We start from the raw sequence: 26,564 nt of genomic DNA, 5'->3' as shown, positions 1-26,564 counted from the left end.
CCCTTACCGGGTGCTGGCCGGAGTTTGCACTCCCGGTGGGTTTCAGCGCGCCGCGTTCAGGTAGCGCAGCACGGCGAGCACCCGCCGGTGGTCGGTCCGCGCCTGGGGTAGGTCCAGCTTGGTGAAGATGGCTGTCACGTGCTTCTCCACGCTGCGTGCGGCGAGGTGCAGCGACTCGCAGATGGCAGCGTTGGACCGGCCCTCGGCCAGCATCCCCAGGACCTCTCGTTCCCGCTCGCTGAGGCGGGCGACGCCCGCGTCCACCGCCGGGGCCGCCAGCAACTGCCGCACCACCTCCGGGTCCAGCGCTGTCCCGCCGGCGGCCACCCTGCGCAGCGCGTCGACGAAGTCGTCGGTGCTGACGATGCGGTCCTTCAACAGGTACCCGACCCGCCCGGGGTGCTCGGCGATCAGTTGTCGCGCGTACCGGGTCTCCACCCACTGTGAGAAGACCAGCACGCTGATCTCCGGGTACGCCGCCCGGATCGCCAGTGCCGCCCGCAGGCCTTCGTCGGTGAAGGTCGGTGGCATCCGCACGTCGACCACCGCCGCGTCCGGCCGGTGCTCGCCGATCGCTGCCAGCAGGTCGTCTCCGTTGTCCACAGCCGACATCACGGTGATGCCGTGATCGGTCAGCAACAATCTGATCCCGTCGCGCAGCAACGGGTTGTCCTCGGCGATCACCACTCGCACGGCAACTCCACTGTGATAGTCGTCGGCCCGCCGGGCGGGCTGTCCACCCGCAGCGCGCCGTCCAGCGACTCGGCCCGCCGGGCCAGCCCCGCCAGACCCGTACCCTTGCTTCCCGGCACTGCACCGCCGCGTCCGTCGTCGGTGACGGTCAGGCGGAGCACGCCACCCAGCGCCCGAAGGTCCAGCCGGATCCGGGTGGACCGGGCGTGCTTCGCCACGTTGGTGAGCAGTTCGGCGGCGCTGAAATAGAGCGCGGACTCCATGTCGGGCGTTGGCCGCCGGGGCAGGTCCACGTGTGCGTCGACGGGCACCGCGCTGCGCGCGGCCAGCGTCTCGATAGCGGTGCTCAGGCCGGCGTCCAGCACGGGCGGGTGAATGCCCCGCACGATGTCCCGCAGCTCGGTAAGCGCCTCCACCACCGCGCCCTGGGCCTGCGCCACCATGGTCCGCAGCTCCGGTTCGCCGGCTCGCCGCTCGATGCGCGACAGCGCCACGCCCAGCGCGACCAGCCGGGCCTGCGTGCCGTCGTGCAGGTCCCGCTCCACCCGCCGCAGCAGCGCCGCCGCGTCCGCCCGCAGCGCGGCCCGGCTGGCCTCCAGCGCCGCTATCCGGGCTCGCTCCGGGCCCGGCTCCAACAGCGCCCCCACCAACCGCCGGTCCAGCCACACGATGAGCCGGAAGTACCACGGAAACACCAGCAGCGCCGCCAACCCCTGCGCGGCCAGACCCCAGGGACCACCCCACGGCGGATCCTGCGGAAACCGGTGCATCCAGGCGGGATAGGTGATCCCTAGCAGCCCACCGACGATGAGGACCCCGCCGAGGTAGCCGGCCGCCGCCATCAGCGGCAGCCGGGCGAAGCAGTACGCGAGGGCCTTCCAACCGCTGGCGTCGGTGAGCACCGCGGCGGCCCAACGCACCGGGCCCGACCCGCCGCGGCGTACGGGCGGCGGGTTCGGCCAGCTCCAGCCGAGGAAGAGCCGGGCCGGCCCACGGAAGTACCGCACTGTCAGCCGGGCCAGCACCAGCACACCGGTCAGTAGCGGCAGCCCGATCGTCAGCAGCGACAGCGCGGAGAACACCAATCCCAGCAGCGCCAGCGCGAACGTCGGCACGGCCAGTACCGCGCCGGTGACCGCGTATCCGACCTCACGCCAGGTACGGGCGGCCAGCGGCGCGCGCAGGACCGTGCCGACGACCGATCTCACGGGTCCACGACCAGCGACTCGACCGCCGGGCGGCGCATCGCGACCACCGCCGGCACCACGGTGCCCAGCAGGACCAGACCGATCACCGCGGCCAGGCCGACGATAAGCTGCCCGCTCGGCAGGTACGGCATCCACGTGCCCAGCATGCCGTGCAGCATCGGCACCACTGTGACCATCGCGACCACCGTACCCACGGCCATCGCCGTCACCGTCACCGTCAGGGCTTCGCAGACGACCACGGCCAGCGCCCGCATCCGGCTCGCGCCGACCAGCCGGGTCACCGCAAGCTCCCGGCGCCGGGCCAACAACACGGTCACCAGCGTGTTCACCGCGGCTACCGCGGCGAAGGCCACGTAGACGGCAGTGCCGGAATACTCCGTCCACACCTGCGCCGGTGGGTCGGGCATTGCGCGCACATGTACGGACGTGGTGTGCGTGACCACCTTCACCATGGCGAACGCGATCGCGAGAACCAGCGGTACCAGGGCGCCGGACAGCGCCTTGGATCGCACCGCGAGGTTCTCCGCGGCCAGCGCCCCGGTGCCCCCGAACAGTCGCGCCAGCGGTGCGACCAGCCGCAGCAGAACCGGGCCGAGGAAGCCGGCCCCGACGCACATCGCCAGCATCGTGAAGAAGCTCGACCCGTCGGCCTTGGCCGGGTCGCCCTTCGCGATCAGGATCGACAGCACCACGCCGCCAGCCACCAGCACCACCCCGATCGCGGTACGCACGAAGCTGACCTGGCGGCGCGCGACGGCCGTCTCGGCCAGTGCGGCGGCGGGGCGTACTCGCGCCGGGCGCACCGCGGCGACCAGCGCACCAACCAGCGACGCCCCGACGGTGATGCCCAACGCGGCGGGCAACGCCGCGGCCGAACTGTGGAACGTCACGCCGGGCGGGATCACCCCGTGCCCGGTGAGCCCCGCCAACCAGGCGTGGGCGAGCAGGGCGCCGAGCGGCACCCCGAGCACTGTCGCCGGCACTGCCACCGCAGCGGCCTGGACAGCCACCGCGCGGCGCACCAGCGCGGGAGTGGCACCGATCGCCCGCACCAGCGCGATGTCCCGACCCTGCCGGGCGATCGACGACGTCATGGTCAACCCAACGATCAACGCGGTCAGGTACACCGACACCACCACGAACAGCACCGCCATCTCGGGGATCCCGCTCTCGGTCAGCGCCTGCCGCGCGGCCGGGTCCAACCGCGCGCCGGACATCGATGAATCGGCGCCGAGCGCTCCGGACACCAGCGCGGCGGCCAGGCACTGCGTGACGAATGGTCCAGCGAAGGCCCACGGCTGCTTGCGCAACGCCTGCCTGGTCAGCCCCGCGTTCACCGGGCCACCACCGGGTCAGACGCGGTGGCGGCCAGCCGCTGGGCGATGCTTGTCGGATCGGGCGTCGGGCCGTCCGCCACCACCTCGCCGTCGCGCAGCAGGATGAGCCTGTCGCTCCAGGCCGCTGCCATCGGGTCGTGGGTGACCATCACCACAGTCACCCCGTCCCGGTCCACCCCGTTGCGAAACAACTGCAGAACCTGCCCACCGGTGGTCGGGTCCAACGCCCCGGTGGGCTCATCCGCGAACACCACGGCGGGACGGCCAGCCAACGCCCGGGCAATGGCGACCCGCTGACGCTGGCCACCGGACAACTCACCGACCGACCGGCCAGCAAGCCCGGACAGCCCGACCTCGGCCAGCACCTCGTCGAGCGGACGCGGACGCGGACCACCCAACCGGCGGGGCAGCAGCACGTTCTGCCGCACCGTCAGCTCGGACAGCAGGTTGTACGACTGGAAGACGAAACCCACCCGGTCGCGGCGCAGCCGGGTCAGCGCGCCTTCGCGCATCCGCGTGACGTCCCGGCCGACCAGCCGCACCCGGCCCGTCGTCGGCCGGTCCAGCCCGGCCGCGCACTGCAACAGCGTGCTCTTGCCCGATCCGGTCGCGCCCATCACTGCCACGAACGTGCCGGCCGCCACCGCGACTGAGACGCTGCGAAGAGCGGCGACGGGCCGGCGGCGCGAGCCGTAGCTGCGGGTCACCCCGTCGAGTTCCACCACGTTGTCCATGCGTTCCAGCCTCGGCGGCGGCGGCGATACGGACATCAGGGTGGCCCGCACGGTAGGGGTGCGGTTATCCGTCCCGCCCGTGAGTCTGTCCACGACGCGCACGCCGCCTTGGGCCGGCCGGCCGCTCGTGGGCGGCCGCCGCGTGGGCGAAGGGGTGCACGTCGGCGACCCGGAGCGGGATCGGCGAGTCCGTGGCGTGCAGACCGGCGGCGACGCCGGTCACCTCGGAGGCCGCGGCGGCGTATTTGCCAAGATCACCATCACGTGTCGCTGTGCGCAAGAGGAGATCTTGGACAGTTTCCGTTCCGCGCTGACGGAGAGTGTCCAAGATTCACGGCCCTCCGGGCTTGCCAAGGTTGTCGCTGGCGGAGGCTAGGGTCCGCGTCGTGGACGACACCTCGACGGCCCGGCGGGCCGCCCACGCCTACATTGATCTTTTGGAGCGCCGCGACTGGTCCGGGTTGGCCGCCCTGCTCGCCGGTGATGTGGTCTACGAGATGCCGCAGACTCGGGAGCGCATTCGCGGCAAGAACGCGTTCCTGCGGTTCAACACCGAGTATCCGGGCGACTGGCACCTGCGGCCGCGTCGGGTGATCGCCGACGGCCGCCTCGCTGCAGTGTTGCTCGACGTTCGCGTCGGTGACGAACAGCAGGACGCGTGCGTCTGGCTGGAGATGTCCGAGCATGGGCTGATCAGCAAGATCATCGACTACTGGCCCGAACCGTACGAGCCGCCGCCGGGCCGGAAACACCTCGTGGAACGTTGGTGATCGTCAGCTTGTCGCCACGAGCATGCGCCTACCTGGTGCTTCCCTCGGCCGCCTGCGTGGGCCGGAGACCAGGGCGACTGTTGCGCCGGTCCCGCCCAACGCCGAGTTCTTCGGTATCCGGCTCGCTCTCGGCACCGTCCTTCGGCCGCATCCCGCAGCCTCAATCGTCGACGGGTACCGTCCTTTCCCAGTGACGGACTCGGGCCGGGTGGTCATCGGCGGCGAGGACTGGGAAGCGCCGACGTACGAGAACGTCGAGCAGTTCGTCCGGCGCCGAAAGCGCTTGTCGATGCTGCTTACAGCAGGTGGGTGCGGAGGAAGTCCAGTTCCAGGGGGAGCAGCCGCTCGGCGGTGCCGTTCGCGGCCAGATGGGTGGCCCCGGTCAGCGGCAGCACGGCGTGCGGTCGGCCGGTGCTCAGCAGGGCAGCCGAGAGCCTGAGCGTGTGCGCGGCCACCACGTTGTCGTCGGCCATGCCGTGCACCAGCAGCAACGGGCGGGCCTGGTCCGGGCTGGTGACCGGCTCGGCGGCCAACTCGACGAGCGAGTGGTGCGCGTAGATGTCCTGGCCGTCTTCCGGCAACCCCAGATAACGCTCGGTGTACGCGGTGTCGTACAGCGCCCAGTCGGTCACCGGGGCGCCCGCGATCCCGCAGCGGAACAGCTCCGGGTGGCGCAGCACCGCCAAGCCGGCCAGCCACCCGCCGAACGACCAACCGCGCACACCGACCCGCCCCAGGTCCAGGTCCGGGTGCTTGCCGGCGAGCGCGGTGAGCGCGTCGATCTGGTCGGTCAGGATCACGTCGGCGACCCGCCGGTGGATCGCCTTCTCGAACGACGGCGCCACGCCCGGCGTACCCCGGTTGTCGATGGTGACCACCGCGAACCCGGCGTCGGCCCACCACTGCCGCTCCAACCACGCGGCCCGCGCCGCCACCACCTCCTGGTGCCCCGGGCCGCCGTAGACGTCCAGCAGCACCGGCAAGCGCCGGCCGGTCACGTGGTTGTCCGGGTAGAGCACCGCCGCCGGCAGCCGCCGATCGGTCACCCGTTCCAGCAGCGGCAGGGGGGAGTACGGCGGGGCGGCGGCGAACGAGCGCAGCTCGGCGATCTCCTGATCACCGCGGCGGACAGTCCAGCGCACCCCGGCGTGGTCCAGCGACGCCACGCCGACGGCCAGCACGTCCCCACCCACAGCGGCGGTGTACCAGCCGGAGTCGGTGGTGAGGCGGCGGGCGTCCACCCCACCGCCGATGGTGGTGCGGACCCGGAACAGGTGCCGCTCGCTCGGCTCGCCGTCGCTCGCCTCCACCAGCAGATCGGCCGGGCCGGCGGCGGCCGGCAGTCGACCCACCACCCGTCGTACGTACAGCGACGGCGGGGTGAGCAGGGTGCCGTCCGCGAAGAGGCACCGGGCGTCGTACCCGTCGTGGGCCAACTCCCCACCGACAAGCACCCGGCCGTCCGGCAGGTGCGTGGGGGTTCCGGCGATCGGCTCGACCCAGCGCGGATCGGCCAACTCGGCGTGCACCTGCGTCTCACCGGTGCGCGGGTCCACCGCCAGCACCAGCCCGTGCTGCTGCGAGCGGCGCAGCACGGTGATCAACGGACTGCCCTCACCCCAGCTGACCCCGGTCAGGTACGGGTAGGTCTCCCGGTCCCAGTGCACGTCGACCCAGCCGTCGTCCAGGTCCAGCAGGTGCAGGCTGACCTCGGCGTTCGGGCCACCGGCCCGGGGGTACGCGACGGCGGTCGGCGGGCTCGCCGGCTCGGCCGGGTCGTGCAGGTGCCACCGCTCCAGGCGGGACTCGTCGACCCGGGCGGCGAGCACCGAGCGGCCGTCGGGCGCCCACCAGTACCCCCGGTACCGGCCGAACTCCTCCGCCGCGATGTGCTCGGCCAACCCCCAGCTCACCCCGGCGTCCTCGCCGGCCAGCAGGGTGTCGGTGCCGTCCGGGTCGATCACCCGCAGTTCACCCCGGCGCACGCCCTCGGCCGCGTCCGTCACGTACGCCAGCCGCTGCCCGGTCGGGTCCGGACGTGGGTCCAGCACCGGGCCGACGGCCGCCACCTCCACCACGTCGCCGTGCACCAGATCGGCTCGGAACAACCGCCCGGCCAGCGCGAACACCGCAACCCGACCGGCCGCGTCCAACGCGTACGAGCCGATGCCGGCGGCGCTGAGCCGCAGTCGCTCGCGTAGCGCGCGTTCGCCGGGGGAGAGGGAGCGGACGTCCCCGCCCTCGCCCAGCAGGGTCGACGGATCGGCGACCAGCCGCTCCTCGCCGGTGCCCACGTCCAGCAACCAGAGCGCGTCCGCCGGATCCTCGGGGCCGGCGGAGCGCAGGAAGATCACCCGGGAGCCGTCCTCAGCCACCGAGACAGCGCGTGGCGCGCCGTGGCTGAACCGGCGGGTGCGGGCGGCCAGCTCCGGAAAGTCCACAGCCCAAATCGTAGAGCGGGAGCGGGGGTGATGTGGCCGACCTGGGCGGACGCGTCAGCGTTGGCCGGGCCGAACTGCCAGTTAGAGTGACCGTCGTGACGATGCTGCCCGACCGCCGCCTGCTGCTGGTCCACGCGCACCCCGACGACGAGTCGATCGGCACCGGCTCGACGATGGCCCACTACGCCGCCGACGGCGCGCACGTCACGTTGGTGACCTGCACACTCGGCGAGGAGGGCGAGATCCACGTGCCAGCGCTGGCGCAGCTCGCCGCCGCCGAGGCCGACCAGCTCGGCGGATACCGCGTGGCCGAGCTGGCCGCCGCGTGCGCCGCGCTCGGCGTCAGCGACCACCGCTTCCTCGGCGGCGCCGGCCGCTACCGTGACTCCGGGATGATGGGGCTCGCGACCAACGCGCACCCCAGGGCTTTCTGGCAGGCCGACCTCGACGAGGCCGCCGGGCACCTCGTGGAGATCATGCGAGAGGTACGCCCGCAGGTGCTCGTCACGTACGACCCGAACGGCTTCTACGGCCACCCGGACCACATCCAGGCGCACCGGGTGGCCATGCGCGCCGTCGAGTTGGCCGCCGCCGAGGGCTGCGCCCCGCTCAAGGTCTACTGGACGGCCATGCCGCTCAGCGTCCTGGAGGCCGGCATGACGCATTTCGCCGAGTCGTCCGACAACCCGTTCGGCGGCATCGAGGACATCGCCGACCTGCCCTTCGGCACCCCGGACGCCCAGATCGCCGCCCGGATCGACGGCACCGATCAGCACACTGCCAAGGAGGCCGCGATGCGGGCGCACGCCACCCAGATCCCGGCCAACTCGTGGCTCTACTCGATCGCCGGCAACTTCGGTGGCGAGTTCATGGGCGTGGAGTTCTTCACCCTCGCGGTCGGTGCGAAGGGTCCGGGCAGCGGGCCGTACGGCTGGGAGGACGACCTCTTCGCCGGCCTGCCCGCGGAGACCGCCCCGGACCGGTCCCCGGTCGCGGCGGCGGGTCTGCGGTGACAGTGCCGGCCGCACCGATGACGGTCGTGGAGGACCAGGAAGCCCCGCCCCCGGCGGGGCCACCGCCGCGACTGCTGGACCTGGGCGTCCGGCTGGTCGGTGGGATCGTCGTGGTCGTCGCTGGTGTGCTGACCGGCGTACTGGAGCTGCTGCTCGCCACGCTCCGCGTCGGCGGGCAACTGGTCGGCGTGTCGGTGCTCCTCGCGATCGGCGCCAACATCCTGCTGAGCTGGTTCGCGTACGAGGCGGTGGGCCGTCGCTGGGCGGTGGCGCTGCCGGCGGTGCCGTGGTTCGCGCTGATGGCGGTCGCCGCCATCCGGACCAACGAGGGGGACCTGTTGCTGGCCGGAGACAACTGGGTCGGGCTGGCCATGATCGTGGCCGGTGCGATGACCTTCGCGGTGATGGGTTTCCGGCAGATTCTCGCCCCGCAGCCGGCCATGCTGGACGGTTGACGCCGGGCTGGTTCTGGTTGCTGCCGGGTGATGACGGCTCCCAGGTAAGGGTGGTAGATATTCCTGCCAGGGATGCGAGCCCGCGACGGGCGTACGGCAGGAGGGTCCGGCGATGGACAAGCGGTGGCGTGACCTCGGGGTGCTCGTAGCGGCGCTGTTCGCGGTCAACGTGGTCGCCCGACTGATCACCCGGTTCGGTTTCGACGGTGACGACACCGCCGCCGACCGGGTGTCGCTGACGATGTTCACGGTGATCGGCCTGATCCTCGCCGTGGTCGCCTTCCGCTGGGGCCGACGCCGGCCGCTGGCGGGCTGGACCGCCGACATGGCCCTCGTGGTGCCGGTGGCGCTGCTGCTGACAGTCCTGGTCGGGCCTCTGCTGGTCGGTGACAACCCGTTCGCCGGTGGCGCGGCGACGTTCTTCGCCCAGATCTGGCTCTACCTGCTCGCCACCGGCGTCGGGTTGCTGATCGGCTATCTGGTGCTCACCGCGCTCGGCCGTGACTACCGCTCTCAGCAGCTCAAGCGGTACGCCGAGGTCAGGGCCGCCAAGCCCCGCCGAGTCGTTCGCCGCTGACCACCGCCCTTGATCGACTCGGCTTCCTTGAAGTCGGGGGTCCCGGGCGTCCGGATGCCGCGACTTCCTGAAAGCCGAGTCGATCAAGCTGTGTTCGGGGCTACCCGGGTCAGGTAAGTGTGGTGGGTGACGAGGCCGAGTCGCTGGTAGAGCGCGACAGCCGCCGCGTTGCGCTGCTCGACCTGGAGGAACGCGTGCGTCGCGCCGCCCGCCACCCCCCAGTTGGCCAGCTCGTGGATCACGCGGCGGGCCAACCCATGGCGGCGGGCCGCCGGCAGGACCTCGATCAGGCTGAGGCCCAACCAGCGCCCCTGGCCGGTCACAGTGCCGCGGCCGATGGCCACCAGGCCGTTGTCGGCGTACACGTGGGCGAAGCGGACCTGGTCCACGGCGGTGAGGACGTGCCGGGCGGCGTCCGGCAGACCGCCCTTACGGCCGGCGGCGATGGCCAGCCACTCGTCGCTGGGCGCGGTGGTCAGCTCGACGACAGCGCTGCCCCATCCGTCGGCCTGGCCGCTGGCGGGCGTCGACGCCGGCAGCGGCAGCGGCGCGGTCTGCACCAGCGTCGGCGGGCGGGTGCCCCAGCCGCGGGCGTCCAGCTCGGCGCCGACCGGCGCGGCGAGCGGCAGTGGCGTGTTGATCAACGCGGGTTGGCCCAGGTCGGCGTACCAGCGCTCCACCGCGTCGACAGCGGCGGCCAGTGGTCGGTCCGGGTCGCCGATCGGCAGCGCCGAGTTGGCGCGCCCGGTCCAGCCCTCGGCCGACCGGAGCAGCCAGTCACCGAGTAGGCCCCGGGTCGGCGCCGGCCACGCCTCGTCGGCGGCCCGCTCCAGCGCCACGACCGCCGCGGCGGTCGGCCGCCGGGTCGGCGGAACGCGCTTGGCGCGGTGGACCTGCGCCACCGGGACCCGGAGCGGCCCCTGAGCGGTGGCCAGAGTGAGATGAGTCTCGCTCAGCTCGACCAGCTCGCCGAGGGCATCGGAAAATAGTGGGCGGCCCTCGCGAATCCCCACAATCCGGCGGACCACGATCCGGTGTCCCACATCCTGCTGTCGGAGCACGATCGACCCCCTCCCCGGCGAGATACTAGGCTCTTAGCGTCGCGGGAGATCGCGGCGAGTCTTGCGGAGGAGAAGACCGGTGACCTACATCATCGCCGAGCCGTGCGTAGATGTGCTCGACAAGGCATGCATCGAGGAGTGCCCGGTCGACTGCATTTACGAGGGCAATCGGATGCTCTACATCCACCCCGACGAGTGCGTCGACTGTGGTGCCTGTGAGCCCGTCTGCCCCGTGGAGGCGATCTTCTACGAGGACGACGTCCCGGAGCAGTGGAAGGACTACACCGGCGCGAACTACGAGTTCTTCGAGGACCTGGGCTCGCCCGGGGGCGCCTCGAAGGTCGGCAAGGTGGAGAAGGACGCCACCTTCGTCGCCGCGCAGCCGCCGCGCGGCGAGGGCCACTGAACCGGCCCGCGCCGGTCTCGTCGCGGCTGCCCGAGTTCACCTGGGACACCCTGGACGCCGCGGCCACGTTGGCCGCGGCGCATCCGGAGGGCCTGATCAACCTCTCCATGGGTACGCCGGTCGACCCGGTGCCCGAGGTGATCCGGCGGGCGTTGGCTGACGCGTCCGATGCTCCCGGTTACCCGCTGACCGCCGGCACCCCGGCGTTGCGGGCCGCCATCGCGGCGTGGGTGTCCCGAGCCTGTGGCGCTGGCGTCGACGGTCTCGGTGTGCTGCCGACCATCGGCTCGAAGGAGCTGGTGGCCTGGCTGCCCACGCTGCTCGGCATCGGCCCGGGTGACGTGGTGGTGGTGCCGTCGATCGCGTACCCCACCTACGAGGACGGGGCCCGGCTGGCCGGTGCCACAGTCGTTCGTGCCGACTCGCTCACGGCGGTCGGGCCGACCTCGCGGGTCCGGTTGGTCTGGGTCAACTCGCCAGGCAACCCGACCGGCCGGGTGCTGCCCGCGGCGCACCTGCGCAAGGTGGTCGACTGGGCCCGCGAACGTGGCGCGGTGGTCGCCAGTGACGAGTGCTACCTGCCCCTGGGCTGGTCGGCCGACCCGGTCTCGGTGCTGTCTCCGCAGGTCAGCGGGGGTAGCTACGCCGGGGTGCTGGCCGTGCACTCGCTCTCCAAGCGGTCCAACCTCGCCGGCTACCGGGCCGGCTTCGTCGCCGGCGACCCGGCGCTCGTCGCGGAGCTGCTCAAGGTCCGCAAGCACGCCGGCATGATCGTGCCCGCGCCGGTGCAGGCGGCAATGGTGGCCGCACTGGAGGACGAGCGACACGCCGAGGAGCAGCGGGAGCGTTACCGGGCCCGGCGGGAGGTGCTCACCGCGGCGTTCACCGGTGCCGGGTTCACCGTCGAGCACTCCGAGGCGGGCCTGTACCTCTGGCTGACCAGGGGTGAGGACTGCTGGCAGACCGTCGACTGGCTGGCCCGACGCGGCATCCTGGTCGCCGCCGGCGTCTTCTACGGTCCGACGGCCGGGCAGCATGTCCGGGTCGCGCTGACCGAGTCCGACGAGCACATCGCCGGCGTCGCGGCGCGCCTCACCTGATCGCGGATCCGGGCGGTCGAGCATGGTGGACAGGCCAGGTGCGCGGGTACGGGCGGCGGTCGTCGGCACCGGCCTGATCGGTGGCTCGGTGCTGCTCCGGATGGCCGCCGCCGGCATCGACGTGGTCGGGTGGGACCCGGACGAGGCCACCCGGCGGGAGACTCGCCGGGTGGGCGTACCCGCTCCGGACGACCTGGTCGAGGCGGTGACCGACCGGGACGTGGTCTTCCTGTGCGGGCCGTTGCCCACCCTGCCGGCGACGCTGGTCGAGGTGGCGGCGATGACCGGCGAGCGTTGTGTGCTTACCGACGTCGGTAGCACCAAGGAGCAGGTGGCGGCGTTCGCCGCCGCGCAGGGGCTGACGCACCGCTTCGTGCCCGGCCACCCGATGGCGGGCACCGACCGGGCTGGCCTGACGGCCGCGCGCCCGGACCTGCTCACCGGGGCGGCCTGGGTGCTCTGTCCGGCGCCCGGCCCGGGCGCCACCGCGTTCCGTTGGCTGGCCGAGCTGCTGGTGCAGGTCTTCGAGGCCCGGGTGGTGCCGATGTCCGCCACGGAGCACGACTCGGCCGCCGCGCTCGCCTCACACGTGCCGCACCTGCTCGCCGGCGCGCTGGCCGGCGCCGTGCAACGCGCACCGCTGCGCGACGCGATCCTCGCGCTCGCCGCCGGCAGCTTCTCCGACGGCACCCGGGTCGCCGGAACCCCTGCCGACCGTATCGCCAACATGCTGCTCGGCAACCGGGACCGGGTGCTGCGTGAGCTGGCCGAGGTCACCGCGTTCCTGGAGGAGCTGACCGTCGCGCTGCGCGCCGACGACGCGCCGGCGCTCACCGCACGCTACGACGAGGCGAGGGCCTCCCGGGTGGCGCTGCGCGACCGGCGGTTCGACGCGGACGACAGGCAGTTCCCGGCCGGCGGTGACCACGTCGCAGAGGTGTCCTGGTTGCGTGAGCTGGGGGTGGCCGGCGGCTACCTGACCGGCCTGCGCGCCGACGCGAACACTGTTTCCTACGCGGCGCGTCGCCCCACCGCTGACTAGGCTGAGGGCATGGCGGTGGACGGTCCGGTGGTGCAGGTGCGCGGTGAGGCGTACCGGGAGGTGCCTCCCGAGCTGGCCCGGTTCGCGGTCACCGCGACAGCCCGCGACCGGGACCGGGAGGCGACGCTGACCCGGTTGGCCGAGCGGGCCGCGGCGGTGCGGGTGCTGCTGGACGGCTCCGGGCCGGTGGTGGCGCGGCGGGAGACCGGCGACCTGCGGGTGCGGCCGGAGACCCGGCGCTCTGGTGAACGGGTGATCGCCTGGCACGGCAGTGTCACCACCACGGTCACCGTCACCGACTTCACAGCGCTCGGCGAGCTGATGCTCCGGCTCGCCGACCAGGACCAGGTCGAGGTGGCCGGCCCGTGGTGGGAGCTCCGTCCGGACAGCCCCGCCCATCGTGCGGCCCGGCACGCCGCGATCAGCGACGCGCTGCTACGGGCCCGGGAGTACGCGGAGGCGCTGGGCGCCCGGGTCACCTCGTTGATCGAGCTTGCCGACGCGGGCCCCGCCGACCGGCCGATGTTCGCCCGTGCGGCCTTCGCCGGGGCTGGTGGCACGGGCGGTGGTCCGCCGGAGCTCGAACTGGACCCGCAGCCGCAGACCGTGCAGGCGGCGGTGCAGGCCCGGTTCACCATCAGCGACCCGGTTCTGGGCTGATGCCGCCGGCCCGGGTGCTGTCCACCGACGAGTTGGTGGCGCGGGCGTCGGTGCTCGCCGAGGCCGGTCCGCGACAACTACTCGGCATCGCCGGTGCACCGGGCGCGGGGAAGTCCACCCTGGCGGAACGGATCGTCGCCGAGATCGGGTCGGCCGCCTGCCTGGTGCCGATGGACGGCTTCCACCTGGCGCAGTCGCAACTGGTTCGCCTGGGCCGCGCCGACCGCAAGGGCGCCGTGGACACCTTCGACGCCAACGGGTACGTCTCGCTGCTGCGCCGGCTGCACCGGTTGGAGCCGACTGCGGTCTACGCGCCTGAGTTCCGCCGGGAGTTGGAGGAGCCGGTGGCCGGAGCGATCGAGGTGCTGCCGTCGGTCCGGTTGGTGGTGACCGAGGGCAACTACCTGCTGTTGCCGGATTTTCCCTGGCAGGAGATCCGACCGCTGTTGCACGAGGCGTGGTTTCTCGACCTGGACGCCGAGGTGCGCCACCGCCGGCTGACCGCCCGGCACGAGGCGTTCGGTCGATCTCCGGAGCAGGCGCGGGCGTGGGCGCTGGGCAGCGACGAGTCGAACGCCGCACTGATCACCCCCACCGCCGACCGGGCTGACCTGGTGGTCCGTCTGGCAGACCCCCCGCCGGCCTGATAACAGACCGCCCGGCCGCGCTACTCCTCGACGCCGCGGCCAGGGCGGCTCATGTCCCCGGTTCCGGGCGTTCCGGCGGCGAGGCCGTACCGCAGGAGCACCGCGCCGGTGCCGGAGGTGGCGGGCGGTTCGAGCAGCGTCAGATTCGCCGGCACCTCGCCGCCGTCGAACACCTTCTTGCCGACGCCCAGCACGATGGGGAAGATCCACAGGTTGAGCTGGTCGAAGAGGCGTTCGTGCAGGAGGGTCTGCACCAGGTTCAGGCTGCCGATCACGTGGACCTTCTCGTGCTTGTCGCGCACCGCGCGGACAGCGGTCGCCAGGTCGGGCCCGAGGTGGGTCGAGCCCGCCCAGTCCAGGTCCGGGTTGCCGCGTGAGGCGACGTACTTCGGGATGCTGTTGAACAGGGTGGCGATTCCGCCGTCGACGCCGTCGGCCTGGTTCGGCCAGTACGCGGCGAAGATGTCGTACGTCCGGCGGCCCAGGAGCAGGGCGTCCATGCCCCGCATGCCGTCCATGACCTGACGGCCGCCCTTCTCGTCGAACAGCGGTGCCTGCCAACCTCCGTACGGGAAGCCGTCGGGGTCCTCGTCGGGGCCACCCGGCGCCTGGGCGACCAGATCGAGTGTCGCGAACAGGTCGATGTGGATCGTGCCCATGTCGTCCTCCGTGTTCCGATCGAGGAAGCCTTGACGGTGCACCCTAGTCGAGTTGGCGGACCGGCCGGGCCGGGTTGCCGACGGCCACGACGTTGGCGGGCAGGTCCCGGGTGACCACAGCGCCCGCGCCGACGACTGTGTTCGCGCCGATCGTCACGCCGGCCAACACGATCGCGCCGCCGCCGAGCCACACGTTGTCGCCGATGGTGATCGGCTTGGCCGCCTCCCACTTGTCCCGTCGCGGGCCGGGCTCGACCGGGTGCGTCGGGGTGAGCAGCTGCACGTTCGGGCCGACCTGGACGTCCGCGCCGAGGGTGATCCGAGCGACGTCGAGGAAGACCGCGTTGTAGTTGACGAAGCTGCGCGGGCCGATGCGGATCTGCCAGCCGTAGTCGCAGTAGAACGGTGGGCGGATCCAGGTGTCCTCGCCCAGTTCGCCGAGGAGTTCCCGCAGTGCCGTGATCCGGGCCTGCGGATCGGCCGCGGGACTGGTGTTGAAGCGCTCCATCAGCCGGGCGGCCCGGTCCAGATCAGCGATGATTTCGGGATCGTCGGCGATGTATGGCTCGCCGGCGAGCATCTTGTCCTTCGTGGAGGTCACCGCCCGATCATGCCGGCCCGGTTCGTCGGCTCGTGGCGGGTCCGTCATTTTTTGGCCTTTATTGTGCATACCCGGTATGCAATTCTGGGTTGTCAATGTGACTCCATCCATCAAGACGCTTGACGAGGAGGATCCGTTGCACCAGGGAAGAAGATTGGCCGCCCTCGGCCTCGTGTTCGCGCTGGCGCTCTCCGCGCCGGCTCCCGCCTCAGCCGCTGCCACAGTGCCCGCCACGCCGGGCGGCACTGGGCCACAGTCCACTTCGGGTGGACCCGTCGCCAACCGCTCGGCCACCGTCACGCTGATCACCGGTGACCGGGTCACCATCACCGCCTCCGGCGCCTCGGCCCGGCCCGGCGTCGGCCGCGAGGACGTGCAGTTCCTGGTCCAGCGCGAGCGCGGACGCCTCACCGTGACGCCGACTGACGCGCTGCCGTTGCTGCGCTCCGGCCGGGTGGACCGGCGACTCTTCGACGTCACCGGGCTGATCGAGGCAGGGTACGACGACGCCCACCGCACCACCCTCCCGCTGCTGGTGTCGTACGGCGCGACCGGGTCCGCCCGGCGTACGTCGGCCGCACTGCCCGGCACGCGGGTGACCCGCGACCTGCCGCTGATCCGCGGTGCCGCCCTGAGCAGCGACAAGTCCTCCCTCGGCGCGGTGTGGTCGGCGGTCGCCACCGGTCCCGCTGGGGCCCGGCTCGACGCGGCGGGGGGCGTCGAGCGGATCTGGCTGGACGGCCGTCGACGGGTGACCCTCGACCACAGCGTGCCGCAGATCGGCGCGCCCGCCGCCTGGGCGGCCGGGTTCACCGGCGCGGGAGTGTCCGTCGCGGTGCTGGACACCGGCGTCGACGCCACCCACCCGGACCTGGCCGGCAAGGTGGCCGAGGCGCGCAACTTCACCGAGGTCGCCGACGCTCGGGACACTGTCGGCCACGGCACCCACGTGGCGTCGACCATCGCGGGCACCGGCGCCGCCTCCGGCGGGAAGTACCGAGGTGTGGCGCCGGACGCGACGCTGCTGGACGGCAAGGTCTGTGAGGACGCGGGCTGCACCGACTCGGCGATCCTCGCCGGCATGCAGTGGGCGGCCGTGGAGAAGAAGGCCGCAGTGGTGAACATGAGCCTCAGCGGCTGGAACACCCCGGAGGTCGACCCGATCGAGGAGGCCGTGCAGACCCTCACCGCCCAGACCGGGACGCTGTTCGTCCTCGCCGCCGGCAACGACGGCACTGACGGCTCGGTGGGCTCCCCGGCCAGCGCCGACGCCGGGCTCGCCGTGGGCGCGGTGGACCGCGACGACGAACTGGCGGACTTCTCCAGCCGGGGCCCGCGAGTCGGCGACGATGCGCTGAAGCCGGACATCACAGCGCCCGGCGTCGACATCGTCGCCGCACGGTCCGCCAACGGCGTGATCGGCGACCCGGTGGGGGAGCGCTACGTCGCCCTCTCCGGCACCTCGATGGCGACCCCGCACGTCGCCGGATCGGCCGCGCTGCTGGCCCAGCAGCACCCCGGATGGCGGGCCGACCGGCTCAAGGCCACCCTGATGGCCGCCGCCAAGCCACACCCGGACCAGACCGCCTACCAGCAGGGTGCCGGGCGGGTCGACGTCGCACACGCGATCACCCAACAGCTCAGCACCGACCCGGTGAGCGTCTCGTTCGGGCGTACGCTCTGGCCGCACGGCGACGACGCCCCGATCACCCGCACGGTGACCTGGCGCAACGACGGTCCGGCCCCGGTCACCGTGGACCTGAGCGTCGAGGGCGCCGGCCCCGGCGGTCGGGCGCTACCGGCCGGCCTGTTCGTCCTGGGCGCCAACCAACTCACGGTGCCGGCTGGCGGCACGGCCGCCACGACCGTCACCACTGACACCCGGCTCGGCGACGCCGACGGTTACTGGACCGGGCGGATCGTGGCCCGGTCCGGTGCGGCGGTCGCTGTCACCCCGCTGGCAGTGAACCGGGAGGTGGAGAGCTACACGCTCACGGTGGAGCACCTGAACCGCGCCGGCGCGCGCACCGCCGACCACTGGAGCCTTCTGCTCGGGATGGACAGCTACGGATCCTGGGACCTCGTCAGTTCCGACGGGGTGGCCACCGTGCGGGTGCCCAAGGGGCACTACGGCCTGGCCGGTCTCGTCTTCGAGCCCGGTCCGGAGGATAAGCAGCGCGGGATGTCGCTGTTGATGCAGCCCGAACTGACAGTCGAGCGGGACACCCGGATCGTCGTGGACGCCCGCCGGGCCAAGCCGGTGCGGACCACCGTTCCGGACCGGACCGCCGTCCCGCAACTGATCGACCTCAGCGGCAACTTCACCGCCGACGACGGCAGTGGGTACGGCGTCGGGCTCTGGGCGGAGACGTTCACCGGCCTGACCAGCGGTCAGCTCGGCAAGCCGACCTCCGCCGACAAGTTCGTCGGCACTCTCAGCAGCCAGTGGACCACCCCGGACCCGGCCAACAGCCCGTACCTGTACGCGCTGGCCGAGGCGATTCCTGGCCGGATGCCCACCGGGTTCGTCCGCGACTACACCCGGCGGGACCTGGCCACCGTCGTACACCGGTTCCGGGGTGGCTACCCGGGCATGGCGGCCGAGCGGATCGTGATCCCCGAGCTGGAGTACAACGTCGGCTATTCCGCTGTGGTCCTGCCCACCGTCGTGCCCGGCCAGCGGGTGGAGCACTACAACACCAAGAACGTGAAGTGGGAGTCCGAGGTCTACTTCGGAACTGTCGACGACGAAGGCTGGTTGAACCCGAAGGCAGCGCTCTTCTCCACTCCAACCGCGTACCGGGCCGGACGGACGGTCCAGGAGATCTGGAACCAGGCGCCGTACGCACCGTCCTTCCCGAACCCGCGCTGGCCGTACCAGAGCGTCAGCCGGGTCGGCGACACCATCCTGGTCGACGTGCCGATGTTCAGCGACGCGGCCGGGCACCCGGGCGCCTCGCTGAGCGACAGTGAGCACACCAAGCTCTGGCGCAACGGCAAGCTGGTCGGCGAGAGCGAGTACGCCGGCTACGGCGAGTTCGCGGTTCCACCGGGTGCGGCGGACTACCGGCTCGTCACGTCGTCGAAGCGAAGCTTCACCGACCTGAGCACCGCGGTGGAGTCGAGCTGGACCTTCCGGTCGAAGCACGTCGCCGGCGAGACGCCGGCCCGACTGCAGCTGTCGGCGGTGCGCTTCGCGCCGCCGCTGCGGGTCGACAACAGCGCTCCGGCCGGTCAGGGCTTCGTCGTACCGGTACAGGTGCAGCGGCAGCCCGGCGCACCGGCCACCCGGGTGGAGAGGCTCGCCGTCGACGTCTCGTACGACGGCGGGAAGACCTGGGGTGGGGCGAAGCTGGTCCGCACCTCGGCCGACGGCTGGTCGGCAGTGTTGCGGCATCCGGCCGGCCCCGGCTACGTGTCGTTGCGGGCCACCGCCCGGGACACCGCCGGCAACACGGTGACCCAACGGATCATCCAGGCGTACCGGTTGCGCTGAGGCGTACCCCGTCCGGGTCCGCGGCCGAACGCCGCGGACCCGGACGGGGGCGTCAGTCGTTGGCGTGCAGGGCGGCGTTCAGCTCGATGCCTCGGCCGGTGCGCGGTCGGGCCTCCAGCCCGCCGGTGACCGAGTTGCGCCAGAACAGCAGGCCGTCGACGCCGGACAGCTCCCGGGCCTTGACCACTCGGCCGTCAGGGAGGGTGATCTTCGACGCGGCGGTGATGTAGCAGCCGGCCTCGACCACACAGTCGTCGCCGAGGGAGATCCCGACGCCGGCGTTCGCGCCCACCAGGCTCCGCTCACCGATGCTGATCTTGTCGGTGCCGCCGCCGGAGAGGGTGCCCATGATGGAAGCCCCGCCGCCGATGTCGGAGCTGTCGCCGACCAGCACGCCCTGCACGATCCGCCCCTCGACCATCGAGGTGCCGACGGTGCCGGCGTTGAAGTTCACGAAGCCCTCGTGCATCACAGTGGTGCCGGCGGCCAGGTGCGCACCGAGACGGACCCGGTCGGCGTCGGCGATCCGCACACCGGAGGGCACCACGTAGTCGGTCATCCGGGGGAACTTGTCGACCCCGTACACCGCCAGGTGCCGACCGGCGGCTCGCTCGATCACCCGCAGCTCGTCCACCCGCTCCGGGGGGCACGGCCCGGCGGACGTCCAGGCCACGTTGGCCAGCTTGCCGAAGATGCCGTCCAGGTTGAGCTGGTTGGGTCGGACCAGGCGGTGCGAGAGCAGGTGCAACCGGAGGTACGCGTCGGACGCGTCCTTGATCGGGTCGTCCAACGAGCCGATCACGGTCACCACCTGCACGGTACGCAGGCCGGGCAGGGACCGGTCACCGAGCGCGGCGGGCGGCAGGTCGAGCACGTCCGCCTTGTCCTCGCCGGCGACCAGCGGCAGCTCGCCCAGGCCCAGCTTGCCGGTCGGGTACCAGGTATCGAGCACCTGCTCGTCTGCGGTGACCGTAGCCAGGCCGATGCCCCAGGCGGAATCTGCGGACGTCACTGTTACACCTCTCGGTCACGGCCAAGCTGACCTCGGCTCGCTCCTCGCGCTGACAGACCTGAAGGTACCGTGCGAACCATGGAGAACCCGCTGACCCCCGAGGTCCTCGCCGATCCGGTGCAGCTGACCCGCGCTCTGGTCGACATAGAGTCCGTGTCCCTCAACGAGAAGGCGATCGCCGACTGTGTCGAAGAGGTGCTGCGGGGCGTACCGCACCTGACCACCCACCGGCACGGCAACACGGTGATGGCCCGTACCGACCTCGGTCGGTCGCAGCGTGTCGTGCTGGCCGGGCACCTCGACACGGTGCCGTTGAACAACAACTTCCCGTCGACCATGCGCGGCGACCTGATGTACGGCTGCGGCACCTCCGACATGAAGTCGGGCACCGCGTACGCGCTGCACCTGGCGGTGACGCTGCCTGAGCCGCGTTACGACGTGACGTACTTCTTCTACGAGGCCGAGGAGATCGAGTCGCGGTACAACGGACTCAACCTCGTCGCCCAGGCGTTCCCCGAGTGGTTGCAGGCGGACTTCGCGGTGCTGCTGGAGCCGACGTACGGCATCGTCGAGGCGGGCTGCCAGGGCACCATGCGCTCGGTGGTCACCACGACCGGCGTACGCGCCCACTCGGCGCGCTCCTGGCACGGGGTCAACGCCATCCACGCCGCCGGCGAGGTGCTGCGACGTCTCCAGACGTACGAGGCGCGCCGGGTCACCATTGACGGTTGCGACTACCGCGAGGGCATGAACGCGGTGCGGATCAACGGTGGGGTGGCCGGCAACGTGGTACCCGACCTCTGTGAGGTCGAGGTCAACTACAGGTTCGCCCCGGACCGCACCCCGGCCGAGGCGGAGGCGCACCTGCGTGAGGTGTTCGCCGGCTTCGAGGTGACAGTCACCGACACAGCTGCCGGTGCCGCACCCGGGCTCGACGCGGCCCCCGCGAAGGAGTTCCTGGCGGCTGTCGGCGCCGCACCGATCGGCAAGCTGGGCTGGACGGACGTGGCCCGGTTCGCGGCGATGGGCATTCCCGCGCTGAACTTCGGCCCGGGTGACCCGAACCTCGCTCACCACCCCGACGAGCACGTCGAGATCAGCAAGATCCGCGACGGCGCGGCAACCCTGCACCGCTGGCTGGCCCCGGTCTGACCCGGCCCGGCTCCGGTCCAGCGCCGGAGGCCACCGGTGATCAAGAGGTTTGCGTCAGCCTGGCCCGTTGTCGGCGACGCAAACCTCTTGATCGGTTCCGGAGGGTGTGGGGGAGGTGGGGGTTGGGTTCTGCTGGCGGGTGCGGCGGCGTTCGGCCACCACGTCTCGGATCCGTCGCTGCATCTGGCGACGGATCCGGATCATCTCGCTGTTACTGATCACGCTGTCTCCTCCCCCGAAGGCGCGCGCCGGGGCATACCCGGTATGTGAATAGTAAGACGTACGGGAGCGCCGAATAGTTGCCCATGATCCCGAACAATTTCTCGGCGTCCCCGCCCCGCGCACCCGGCCGGTGCTGCTCCACTACGGTTGCCCCATGAGCCAGAGCAACGGGCGGGAGGCCGGTCGCGGTCCGGGACAGGAGCGGCATCGCGGTGCGGTCACCCTGCGCAGAGGGGCGATCCCGAGCAGCACCGCCGACCAGCGACTGCTGGATTCACGGGGGCGCAGCGACTGGAAGACCAAGGACGCCTGGCGCGCGCTGCGCATCCTCGCCGAGTTCGTCGAGGGTTTCGACACCCTCGCCGACGTGCCGTCAGCGGTCAGCGTCTTCGGCTCCGCGCGCAGCGCGCCGGACAGCGCCGAGTGCCAGTTGGCCGAGCAGTTGGGCGGTGCGCTGGCCCGAGCCGGCTACGCGGTGATCACCGGAGGTGGGCCCGGCGTGATGGAGGCCGCCAACCGGGGCGCCAGCGAGGCCGGTGGGCTCTCCGTGGGTCTCGGCATCGAGCTTCCGTTCGAGCAGGGCATCAACGACTGGGTCGACCTGGCCATCGACTTCCGCTACTTCTTCGCCCGCAAGACGATGTTCGTCAAGTACGCCCAGGCGTTCGTCGTGCTGCCCGGCGGCTTCGGCACCATGGACGAGTTGTTCGAGGCGCTCACCCTGGTGCAGACCGGCAAGGTCACCCGGTTCCCGGTGGTGCTCATGGGAGTCGCCTACTGGCAGGGCCTGCTTGACTGGCTGCGCGACACGATGGCAGCCACCGGCAAGATCGGGCCGGTCGACCTGGACCTGATCTGCCTCACCGACGACGTCAACGAGGCGGTCCGGTACATCGTCGCGTCGGAGGCCGCGCTCTCCGCCGAGCAGGAGGCGGTCCGCGAGGAGGCCGTCGCGCGCACCGGCGCAGACCAGCAGGCCGCCGCCGAGCAGGCTCGGAACCACGACTGATGGCGGCGATCTGCGTCTTCTGCGCCTCCTCTCGTACCCTTGATCAGCGCTGGTTGGACCTGGCCGCCGAGACCGGTGCGGAGCTGGCCCGGCGCGGGCACACGCTGGTCAGCGGTGGTGGCTGCGTCGGCATGATGGGCGCGCTGGCGGACGGCGCCCGATCCGCCGGTGGGCGCACCGTCGGCGTGATCCCGCAGTCGCTGGTCGACCTGGAGGTCGCCGACCTGGCCTCGGACGAGCTGCTGGTGACCGACTCGATGGCCAGCCGCAAGACCCTGATGATCGACAAGTCGGATGCCTTCCTCACCCTGCCCGGCGGGCTGGGCACCCTGGACGAGTTGTTCGAGGTCTGGACCACCGCCACCCTCGCCCTGCACACCAAGCCGATGGTGCTGATCGACACCGACGGGTTCTACAGTCCCCTGCTGGACTGGCTCGACGCGCTGGCCGACCAGACCTTCCTCAAGCCCGCCGGCCGCGACCTTCTGACGGTCACCACCACCGTCACCGAGGCCCTCGACGTTCTGGAATCCCACCTGACCTGACCGCCCCAACCCCACCCGGGCCGCGGTGACCATGGAGTTGTCGACGGCGCCGTCGGCGTGTCGGGCAGCTAACGTCATGATCGACGAGGCTGGATGGGGTGCGGTGTGGAGTGGGGTTTGGGTGGGTGGGTGTCGTATGGGTCTGATGGGATGAGCTGATGCAGGCGTACCGGTTGGTGCGGCGGCCCGGAGGGCCGGCGCGGGGGGACGGGACGACGCCTGACGGCGCTTCCGTGCTCGCCAGCGGCGGCACGTCGGTGGGCGGTGTCGGCACGTCGGAGGGGCCCGGTCGAGTGGCCGGGCCCGAGCTGGCCTTCGGCGGCTGGCGGGCCGATCCGGTGCAGGCCGAGGTGGTCGGGCACACCGACGGGCCGATGCTCGTGCTCGGCGGCCCGGGCACCGGCAAGACCAGCACGCTGGTCGAGGCGGTCGCCGCCCGGGTGGCCGAGGGGGTCGACCCCGAACGGATCCTGGTGTTGACCTTCGGCCGCCGAGGCGCCACCGCGCTGCGCCAGCGCATCGAGGCCCGGATCGCGCAGGACGGCCACCGGGTGCTGCGTGAGCCGTTGGTGCGCACCTTCCCGGCATACGCCTTCGGGCTGCTCCGCCGCGCCGCCGCCGAGCGGGGCGAACCGTCGCCCCGGCTGCTCACCGGCCCCGAACAGGATCTGATCATCCGTGAGCTGCTGGACGTGGTGGGCGAGGAGCCCGAGGACGACCCGGTCGGCTGGCCCACAGACCTACGCCCCGCCCTGCGCACCCGGGCGTTCGCCGGCCAACTGCGCGACCTGCTCATGCGCGCCGCCGAGCGCGGCGTGGGGCCGATCGACCTGGCCCGGCTGGGTGAGAAGCTCGGCCGCGCCGACTGGCCGGCCGCCGCCCGCTTCCTGCGGGAGTACGTCGCAGTGCTCGCGTTGCGCGACGTCAGCAACCGGGGCTCCATCGCGTACGACCCGGCGGAACTGGTCCGGGCGGCCACCGGGCTGCTGCGCGACGACGAGGAGTTGCTGGCCGCCGAGCGCCGTCGCCTCGCGTACGTCTACCTCGACGAGCTGGCCGACACCGACCCCGCCCAACTGGAGCTGCTCTCGGTGATCGCCGGCGGTGGCAAGTCGCTTGTCGCGTTCGCCGACCCGGATTCCTCCACGTACGCCTTCCGGGGCGCCGACCCGGCCGGGGTGTCGACGTTCCCGCACCGGTTCCGGACGGCATCCGGTGCGCCGGCCGCGCAGGTGCTGCTGACCACGTCGTACCGGGCCGGGCCGGGTCTGCTCGCGGCGATCGCCCGGCTGGGCCGCCGGCTGCGGGGTCCGGCCGCGCACCGCCGGCTGCACCCAGTGCCGGGCGCGCCGCCCGGCGTGGTCGAGGTGCACACCTTCCGTTCGGCGACCAGCGAGGCCGCCTGGCTGGCCCACGCGCTGCGCTCGGCTCACCTACTCGACGGCGTCCCGTGGTCACGGATGGCGGTGCTGGTGCGGTCCACCGCGTTGCAGCTGCCCACCCTGCGACGGGCGCTGCACGCCGCCGGGGTGCCCACAGTCGTGCACGGTGAGGATCTGCCCCTGCACCTGCAACCGGCGGTCGCGCCGCTGCTGCTCCTGCTGCGCTGCGCGCTGGAGCCGGATCGACTCGACGAGGAGGCGGCAGTCGCGCTGCTGCACTCGCCGCTCGGCGGGGCCGACCCGCTGGCCGAGCGGCGGCTGCGGCAGGGCCTGCGTGCGCTCGCGTTGGCCGGCGGCGACCGACGTCCCTCCGGGGAGCTGATCGTCGAGGCGTTGCAGGACCCGGAGGAGCTGGCCGGCATCGAGCGGCTCTGGGCGGAGCCGGCGCAGGCGGTGGCCGGGCTGCTGGCCATCGCACGGGAGGCCGCCGCCCGCCCGGGTGCGACCGCCGAGGACGTGCTCTGGGCCGTCTGGGACGCCAGTGGTCTCGCCGAGCGGTGGGCCGGCGCGATCAACCAGGGTCGTCCGGAGGCCGGCGAGGGCGACCTGGCCCGGCGTCGGCGGGCCGAGGCTGCCGACCGCGACCTGGACGCCGTGCTGGTCCTCTTCGACGCGGCGGCCCGGTTCACCGACCGGCTGCCCGGTGCCCGCACCGAGGTCTTCCTCGACCACGTGCTCGCGCAGGACCTGCCGGCCGACACCATCGCCCCGACCGCAGACCGGGGTGCGGCGGTACGCCTGCTCACCGCGCACGCCGCGAAGGGCCTGGAATGGGATCTGGTGGCGGTGGCCGGCGTGCAGGAGGGCATCTGGCCGGACCTGCGGCTGCGCGGCAGCCTGCTCGGCTCCGAGCGACTGGTCGACGTGTTGGCCGGCCGGTCGGTCGACGGGGCGACCGCGGCGAACGTGGTGGGTCAGACCTCGGCGCTGCTGGACGAGGAGCGTCGGCTCTTCCACGTCGCCATCAGTCGGGCCCGGCACCGGCTGCTGGTCAGCGCCGTGGCGTCGGCCGCCGTCGGCGGCGACGACCACGAGGAACAACCCAGCCGGTTCCTGCACGAGCTGGGCCCGGGCACACCGCCGCCAAACCCGCCGGGCACACCGCCGCCGACAGCGCCCGGCCCGCCGCCCGGTCCCCGCACCGAGCCGTCCTCCGGCGGCAGCGGGGGCGCTGCGGTCGGCGAAACCGGCGACGAGGAGCCGGACCGCCCCGGGGCACTGCCGGTGACCCGTCCACCCCGGGCGCTGACCCTGCCGGCGTTGGTAGCTGAACTGCGTACCGCCATCACCGACCCGGCCGCCCCGGCGGCCCGGCGGCGCGCCGCGGCGGCCGAACTGGCCCGGCTCGCCGCCGCCGGGGTGCCCGGCGCGCACCCCGACGACTGGTGGGGGTTGCGGGTGCTCTCCGACGACCGGCCGCTCGTCGACGACGGCGACCCGGTGCGGGTCACCCCGTCGGCGATGGAGAGCGCGCTGCGGTGCAGCCTGCGCTGGCTGCTGGAACGGCACGGCGGTAGCGGCCCGACCAGCACCGCGCAGGGAGTGGGCAACCTGGTGCACGCCGCCGCGATGCTCGCCGAGGACGCCAGCGCCGACCGGGGCGCGCTGCTCGACTACGTGGCCGCCCGGTTCGACGCGATCGAGCTGGCGGCCCGGTGGATGGCCGGGCCGGAGCGGGAACGCGCCGAGGCGATGGTCGACAAACTGCTGCGCTGGCTGGCCACCAATCCGCGCCGGTTGCTCGCCATCGAGCACGAGTTCGCCGTCCGCCTGGACGACCCGAACCGGCCCATCGACCTGGCCGGCCGGGTCGACCGGCTGGAGGTCGACGAGGCCGGACGGCTGGTGGTGATCGACCTGAAGACCGGCAAGTCCACAGCTGTCACCGGCACCGACCTTGCCGAGCACCCGCAGCTCGGCGCCTACCAGGCGGCGGTGGAGGCGGGGGCGTTCGCCGAGTTCGGTGACGAGTCCGGAGGTGCCGCGCTGGTGCAGCTCGGGACCTCCGCCAAGGACGCCAGGGAGCAGAATCAGCCGGCCGCCAGCGAGGGGCCGGCCGCCGGCTGGGCGACAGCGCTGGTCCGGCGGACCGCCGATACGATGGCAGCCGCCACGTTCGCCGCGGTGGCCAACTCGAAGTGCCGGGTCTGCCCGGTGCGCACCAGCTGCCCGGTCTCCGGGCAGGGTCGCCAGGTCGTCGAGCCGCCCACCGTGCGACGCACAGGTGAGGGCGAGGAATGAGCGTGCGAGCCCAGTCGCGACCTGGGACGGCACCCGTGAGG

Annotated in this window: 24 protein-coding genes; 14 read left to right on the top strand and 10 right to left on the bottom strand. The window is 72.4% G+C overall.

Annotation, left to right across the window (positions count from 1 at the left end):
* Positions 1-42: 42 nt before the first annotated feature.
* From AB0B94_RS30205 to AB0B94_RS30190, 4 genes are read right to left on the bottom strand one after another with little or no spacing between them, the layout of a single operon-like run.
* The gene (locus AB0B94_RS30205) at positions 43-693 is read right to left on the bottom strand and encodes a response regulator transcription factor (RefSeq protein WP_357288210.1); all 651 of its coding nucleotides are present in this window, start codon (positions 691-693) and stop codon (positions 43-45) included.
* Positions 681-1,901, bottom strand: coding sequence for a sensor domain-containing protein (locus AB0B94_RS30200; protein ID WP_357288207.1), 1,221 nt, complete (start codon positions 1,899-1,901; stop codon positions 681-683). Before AB0B94_RS30200 ends, AB0B94_RS30205 begins: the two co-directional genes overlap by 13 nt.
* Positions 1,898-3,238 carry an ABC transporter permease gene (locus tag AB0B94_RS30195; RefSeq protein WP_357288204.1) on the bottom strand — a complete coding sequence of 447 codons (1,341 nt, stop codon included), beginning with the start codon at positions 3,236-3,238 and terminating at the stop codon, positions 1,898-1,900. The genes AB0B94_RS30200 and AB0B94_RS30195 overlap by 4 nt, the downstream gene beginning before the upstream one ends.
* Positions 3,235-3,972 carry an ABC transporter ATP-binding protein gene (locus tag AB0B94_RS30190; RefSeq protein ID WP_357288200.1) on the bottom strand — a complete coding sequence of 246 codons (738 nt, stop codon included), beginning with the start codon at positions 3,970-3,972 and terminating at the stop codon, positions 3,235-3,237. The genes AB0B94_RS30195 and AB0B94_RS30190 overlap by 4 nt, the downstream gene beginning before the upstream one ends.
* Before the next feature lie 356 nt (positions 3,973-4,328).
* Between AB0B94_RS30190 and AB0B94_RS30185 the strand changes: the two genes are divergently transcribed.
* The gene (locus tag AB0B94_RS30185) at positions 4,329-4,742 is read left to right on the top strand and encodes a nuclear transport factor 2 family protein (protein WP_357288196.1); all 414 of its coding nucleotides are present in this window, start codon (positions 4,329-4,331) and stop codon (positions 4,740-4,742) included.
* Positions 4,743-5,038: 296 nt separating this feature from the next.
* Here AB0B94_RS30185 and AB0B94_RS30180 read toward each other — a convergent pair whose 3' ends face one another.
* On the bottom strand, positions 5,039-7,183 hold the full coding sequence (locus AB0B94_RS30180; protein WP_357288193.1) for a prolyl oligopeptidase family serine peptidase: 2,145 nt from the start codon (positions 7,181-7,183) through the stop codon (positions 5,039-5,041).
* Positions 7,184-7,269: 86 nt separating this feature from the next.
* Between AB0B94_RS30180 and mshB the strand changes: the two genes are divergently transcribed.
* The 3 genes from mshB to AB0B94_RS30165 all read left to right on the top strand — a co-directional run bounded on the left by mshB (position 7,270) and on the right by AB0B94_RS30165 (position 9,228).
* A complete protein-coding gene (mshB, locus tag AB0B94_RS30175; RefSeq protein WP_357288190.1) occupies positions 7,270-8,196 on the top strand; it encodes an N-acetyl-1-D-myo-inositol-2-amino-2-deoxy-alpha-D-glucopyranoside deacetylase in 927 nt (308 codons plus the stop codon).
* 17 nt (positions 8,197-8,213) lie between these two features.
* Positions 8,214-8,651, top strand: a complete 438-nt coding sequence (locus tag AB0B94_RS30170; RefSeq protein ID WP_357288185.1) for a hypothetical protein — start codon at positions 8,214-8,216, stop codon at positions 8,649-8,651.
* 112 nt (positions 8,652-8,763) lie between these two features.
* The gene (locus tag AB0B94_RS30165; RefSeq protein WP_357288182.1) at positions 8,764-9,228 is read left to right on the top strand and encodes a hypothetical protein; all 465 of its coding nucleotides are present in this window, start codon (positions 8,764-8,766) and stop codon (positions 9,226-9,228) included.
* 83 nt (positions 9,229-9,311) lie between these two features.
* On the opposite strand, the gene AB0B94_RS30160 is transcribed toward AB0B94_RS30165, so the two are convergent.
* Positions 9,312-10,289, bottom strand: coding sequence for a GNAT family N-acetyltransferase (locus AB0B94_RS30160; RefSeq protein WP_357288179.1), 978 nt, complete (start codon positions 10,287-10,289; stop codon positions 9,312-9,314).
* A gap of 79 nt (positions 10,290-10,368) precedes the next feature.
* Between AB0B94_RS30160 and fdxA the strand changes: the two genes are divergently transcribed.
* Genes fdxA through AB0B94_RS30135 form a run of 5 tightly spaced genes read left to right on the top strand, consistent with a single transcriptional unit; the run spans position 10,369 to position 14,144 of the window.
* Positions 10,369-10,695, top strand: coding sequence for a ferredoxin (fdxA, locus tag AB0B94_RS30155; RefSeq protein ID WP_030490464.1), 327 nt, complete (start codon positions 10,369-10,371; stop codon positions 10,693-10,695).
* The gene (gene dapC, locus AB0B94_RS30150) at positions 10,692-11,795 is read left to right on the top strand and encodes a succinyldiaminopimelate transaminase (protein WP_357288277.1); all 1,104 of its coding nucleotides are present in this window, start codon (positions 10,692-10,694) and stop codon (positions 11,793-11,795) included. Before fdxA ends, dapC begins: the two co-directional genes overlap by 4 nt.
* Before the next feature lie 22 nt (positions 11,796-11,817).
* Positions 11,818-12,837 (top strand): prephenate dehydrogenase/arogenate dehydrogenase family protein, encoded by a 1,020-nt coding sequence (locus AB0B94_RS30145; RefSeq protein ID WP_357288176.1) that lies wholly within the window; start codon positions 11,818-11,820, stop codon positions 12,835-12,837.
* A gap of 9 nt (positions 12,838-12,846) precedes the next feature.
* The gene (locus tag AB0B94_RS30140) at positions 12,847-13,497 is read left to right on the top strand and encodes an SIMPL domain-containing protein (protein ID WP_357288173.1); all 651 of its coding nucleotides are present in this window, start codon (positions 12,847-12,849) and stop codon (positions 13,495-13,497) included.
* Positions 13,497-14,144, top strand: a complete 648-nt coding sequence (locus AB0B94_RS30135) for a nucleoside/nucleotide kinase family protein (protein ID WP_357288170.1) — start codon at positions 13,497-13,499, stop codon at positions 14,142-14,144. Before AB0B94_RS30140 ends, AB0B94_RS30135 begins: the two co-directional genes overlap by 1 nt.
* Positions 14,145-14,164: 20 nt before the next feature.
* On the opposite strand, the gene AB0B94_RS30130 is transcribed toward AB0B94_RS30135, so the two are convergent.
* Both AB0B94_RS30130 and AB0B94_RS30125 read right to left on the bottom strand, forming a co-directional pair.
* Positions 14,165-14,803, bottom strand: a complete 639-nt coding sequence (locus AB0B94_RS30130) for a dihydrofolate reductase family protein (RefSeq protein WP_357288167.1) — start codon at positions 14,801-14,803, stop codon at positions 14,165-14,167.
* Positions 14,804-14,846: 43 nt separating this feature from the next.
* Positions 14,847-15,404: a sugar O-acetyltransferase gene (locus AB0B94_RS30125; protein ID WP_357288164.1), complete on the bottom strand. Its 558-nt coding sequence runs from the start codon at positions 15,402-15,404 to the stop codon at positions 14,847-14,849.
* A gap of 76 nt (positions 15,405-15,480) precedes the next feature.
* On the opposite strand from AB0B94_RS30125, the gene AB0B94_RS30120 reads away from it, so the two are divergent.
* Entirely contained in the window at positions 15,481-18,900 is a 3,420-nt protein-coding gene (locus AB0B94_RS30120; RefSeq protein WP_357288161.1) for a S8 family serine peptidase, read from the top strand.
* A 52-nt stretch (positions 18,901-18,952) separates the two neighbouring features.
* Here the strand turns inward: AB0B94_RS30120 and dapD are convergent, their stop codons facing one another.
* Positions 18,953-19,912 carry a 2,3,4,5-tetrahydropyridine-2,6-dicarboxylate N-succinyltransferase gene (gene dapD / locus AB0B94_RS30115; RefSeq protein WP_357288158.1) on the bottom strand — a complete coding sequence of 320 codons (960 nt, stop codon included), beginning with the start codon at positions 19,910-19,912 and terminating at the stop codon, positions 18,953-18,955.
* A gap of 78 nt (positions 19,913-19,990) precedes the next feature.
* Here dapD and dapE point away from each other — a divergent pair, with 78 nt between their 5' ends.
* The gene (gene dapE / locus AB0B94_RS30110) at positions 19,991-21,064 is read left to right on the top strand and encodes a succinyl-diaminopimelate desuccinylase (protein WP_357288155.1); all 1,074 of its coding nucleotides are present in this window, start codon (positions 19,991-19,993) and stop codon (positions 21,062-21,064) included.
* A gap of 54 nt (positions 21,065-21,118) precedes the next feature.
* On the opposite strand, the gene AB0B94_RS30105 is transcribed toward dapE, so the two are convergent.
* Complete coding sequence (locus AB0B94_RS30105) at positions 21,119-21,286, bottom strand: hypothetical protein (protein WP_238668234.1); 168 nt, start codon at positions 21,284-21,286, stop codon at positions 21,119-21,121.
* 154 nt (positions 21,287-21,440) lie between these two features.
* Between AB0B94_RS30105 and AB0B94_RS30100 the strand changes: the two genes are divergently transcribed.
* From AB0B94_RS30100 to AB0B94_RS30090, 3 genes are all read left to right on the top strand, one after another.
* On the top strand, positions 21,441-22,295 hold the full coding sequence (locus AB0B94_RS30100) for a TIGR00730 family Rossman fold protein (protein WP_357288150.1): 855 nt from the start codon (positions 21,441-21,443) through the stop codon (positions 22,293-22,295).
* A complete protein-coding gene (locus tag AB0B94_RS30095; protein WP_357288147.1) occupies positions 22,295-22,840 on the top strand; it encodes a TIGR00730 family Rossman fold protein in 546 nt (181 codons plus the stop codon). Before AB0B94_RS30100 ends, AB0B94_RS30095 begins: the two co-directional genes overlap by 1 nt.
* 158 nt (positions 22,841-22,998) lie before the next feature.
* A complete protein-coding gene (locus AB0B94_RS30090) occupies positions 22,999-26,523 on the top strand; it encodes an ATP-dependent DNA helicase (RefSeq protein ID WP_357288144.1) in 3,525 nt (1,174 codons plus the stop codon).
* Positions 26,524-26,564: the final 41 nt, after the last annotated feature.

It is taken from the genome of Micromonospora sp. NPDC048986 (genome assembly GCF_040649335.1).
Lineage (GTDB): Bacteria > Actinomycetota > Actinomycetes > Mycobacteriales > Micromonosporaceae > Micromonospora > Micromonospora alfalfae.
Note: the sequence above shows the minus strand (reverse complement) of the source record. Positions and strands in the feature narration are given on the sequence as shown.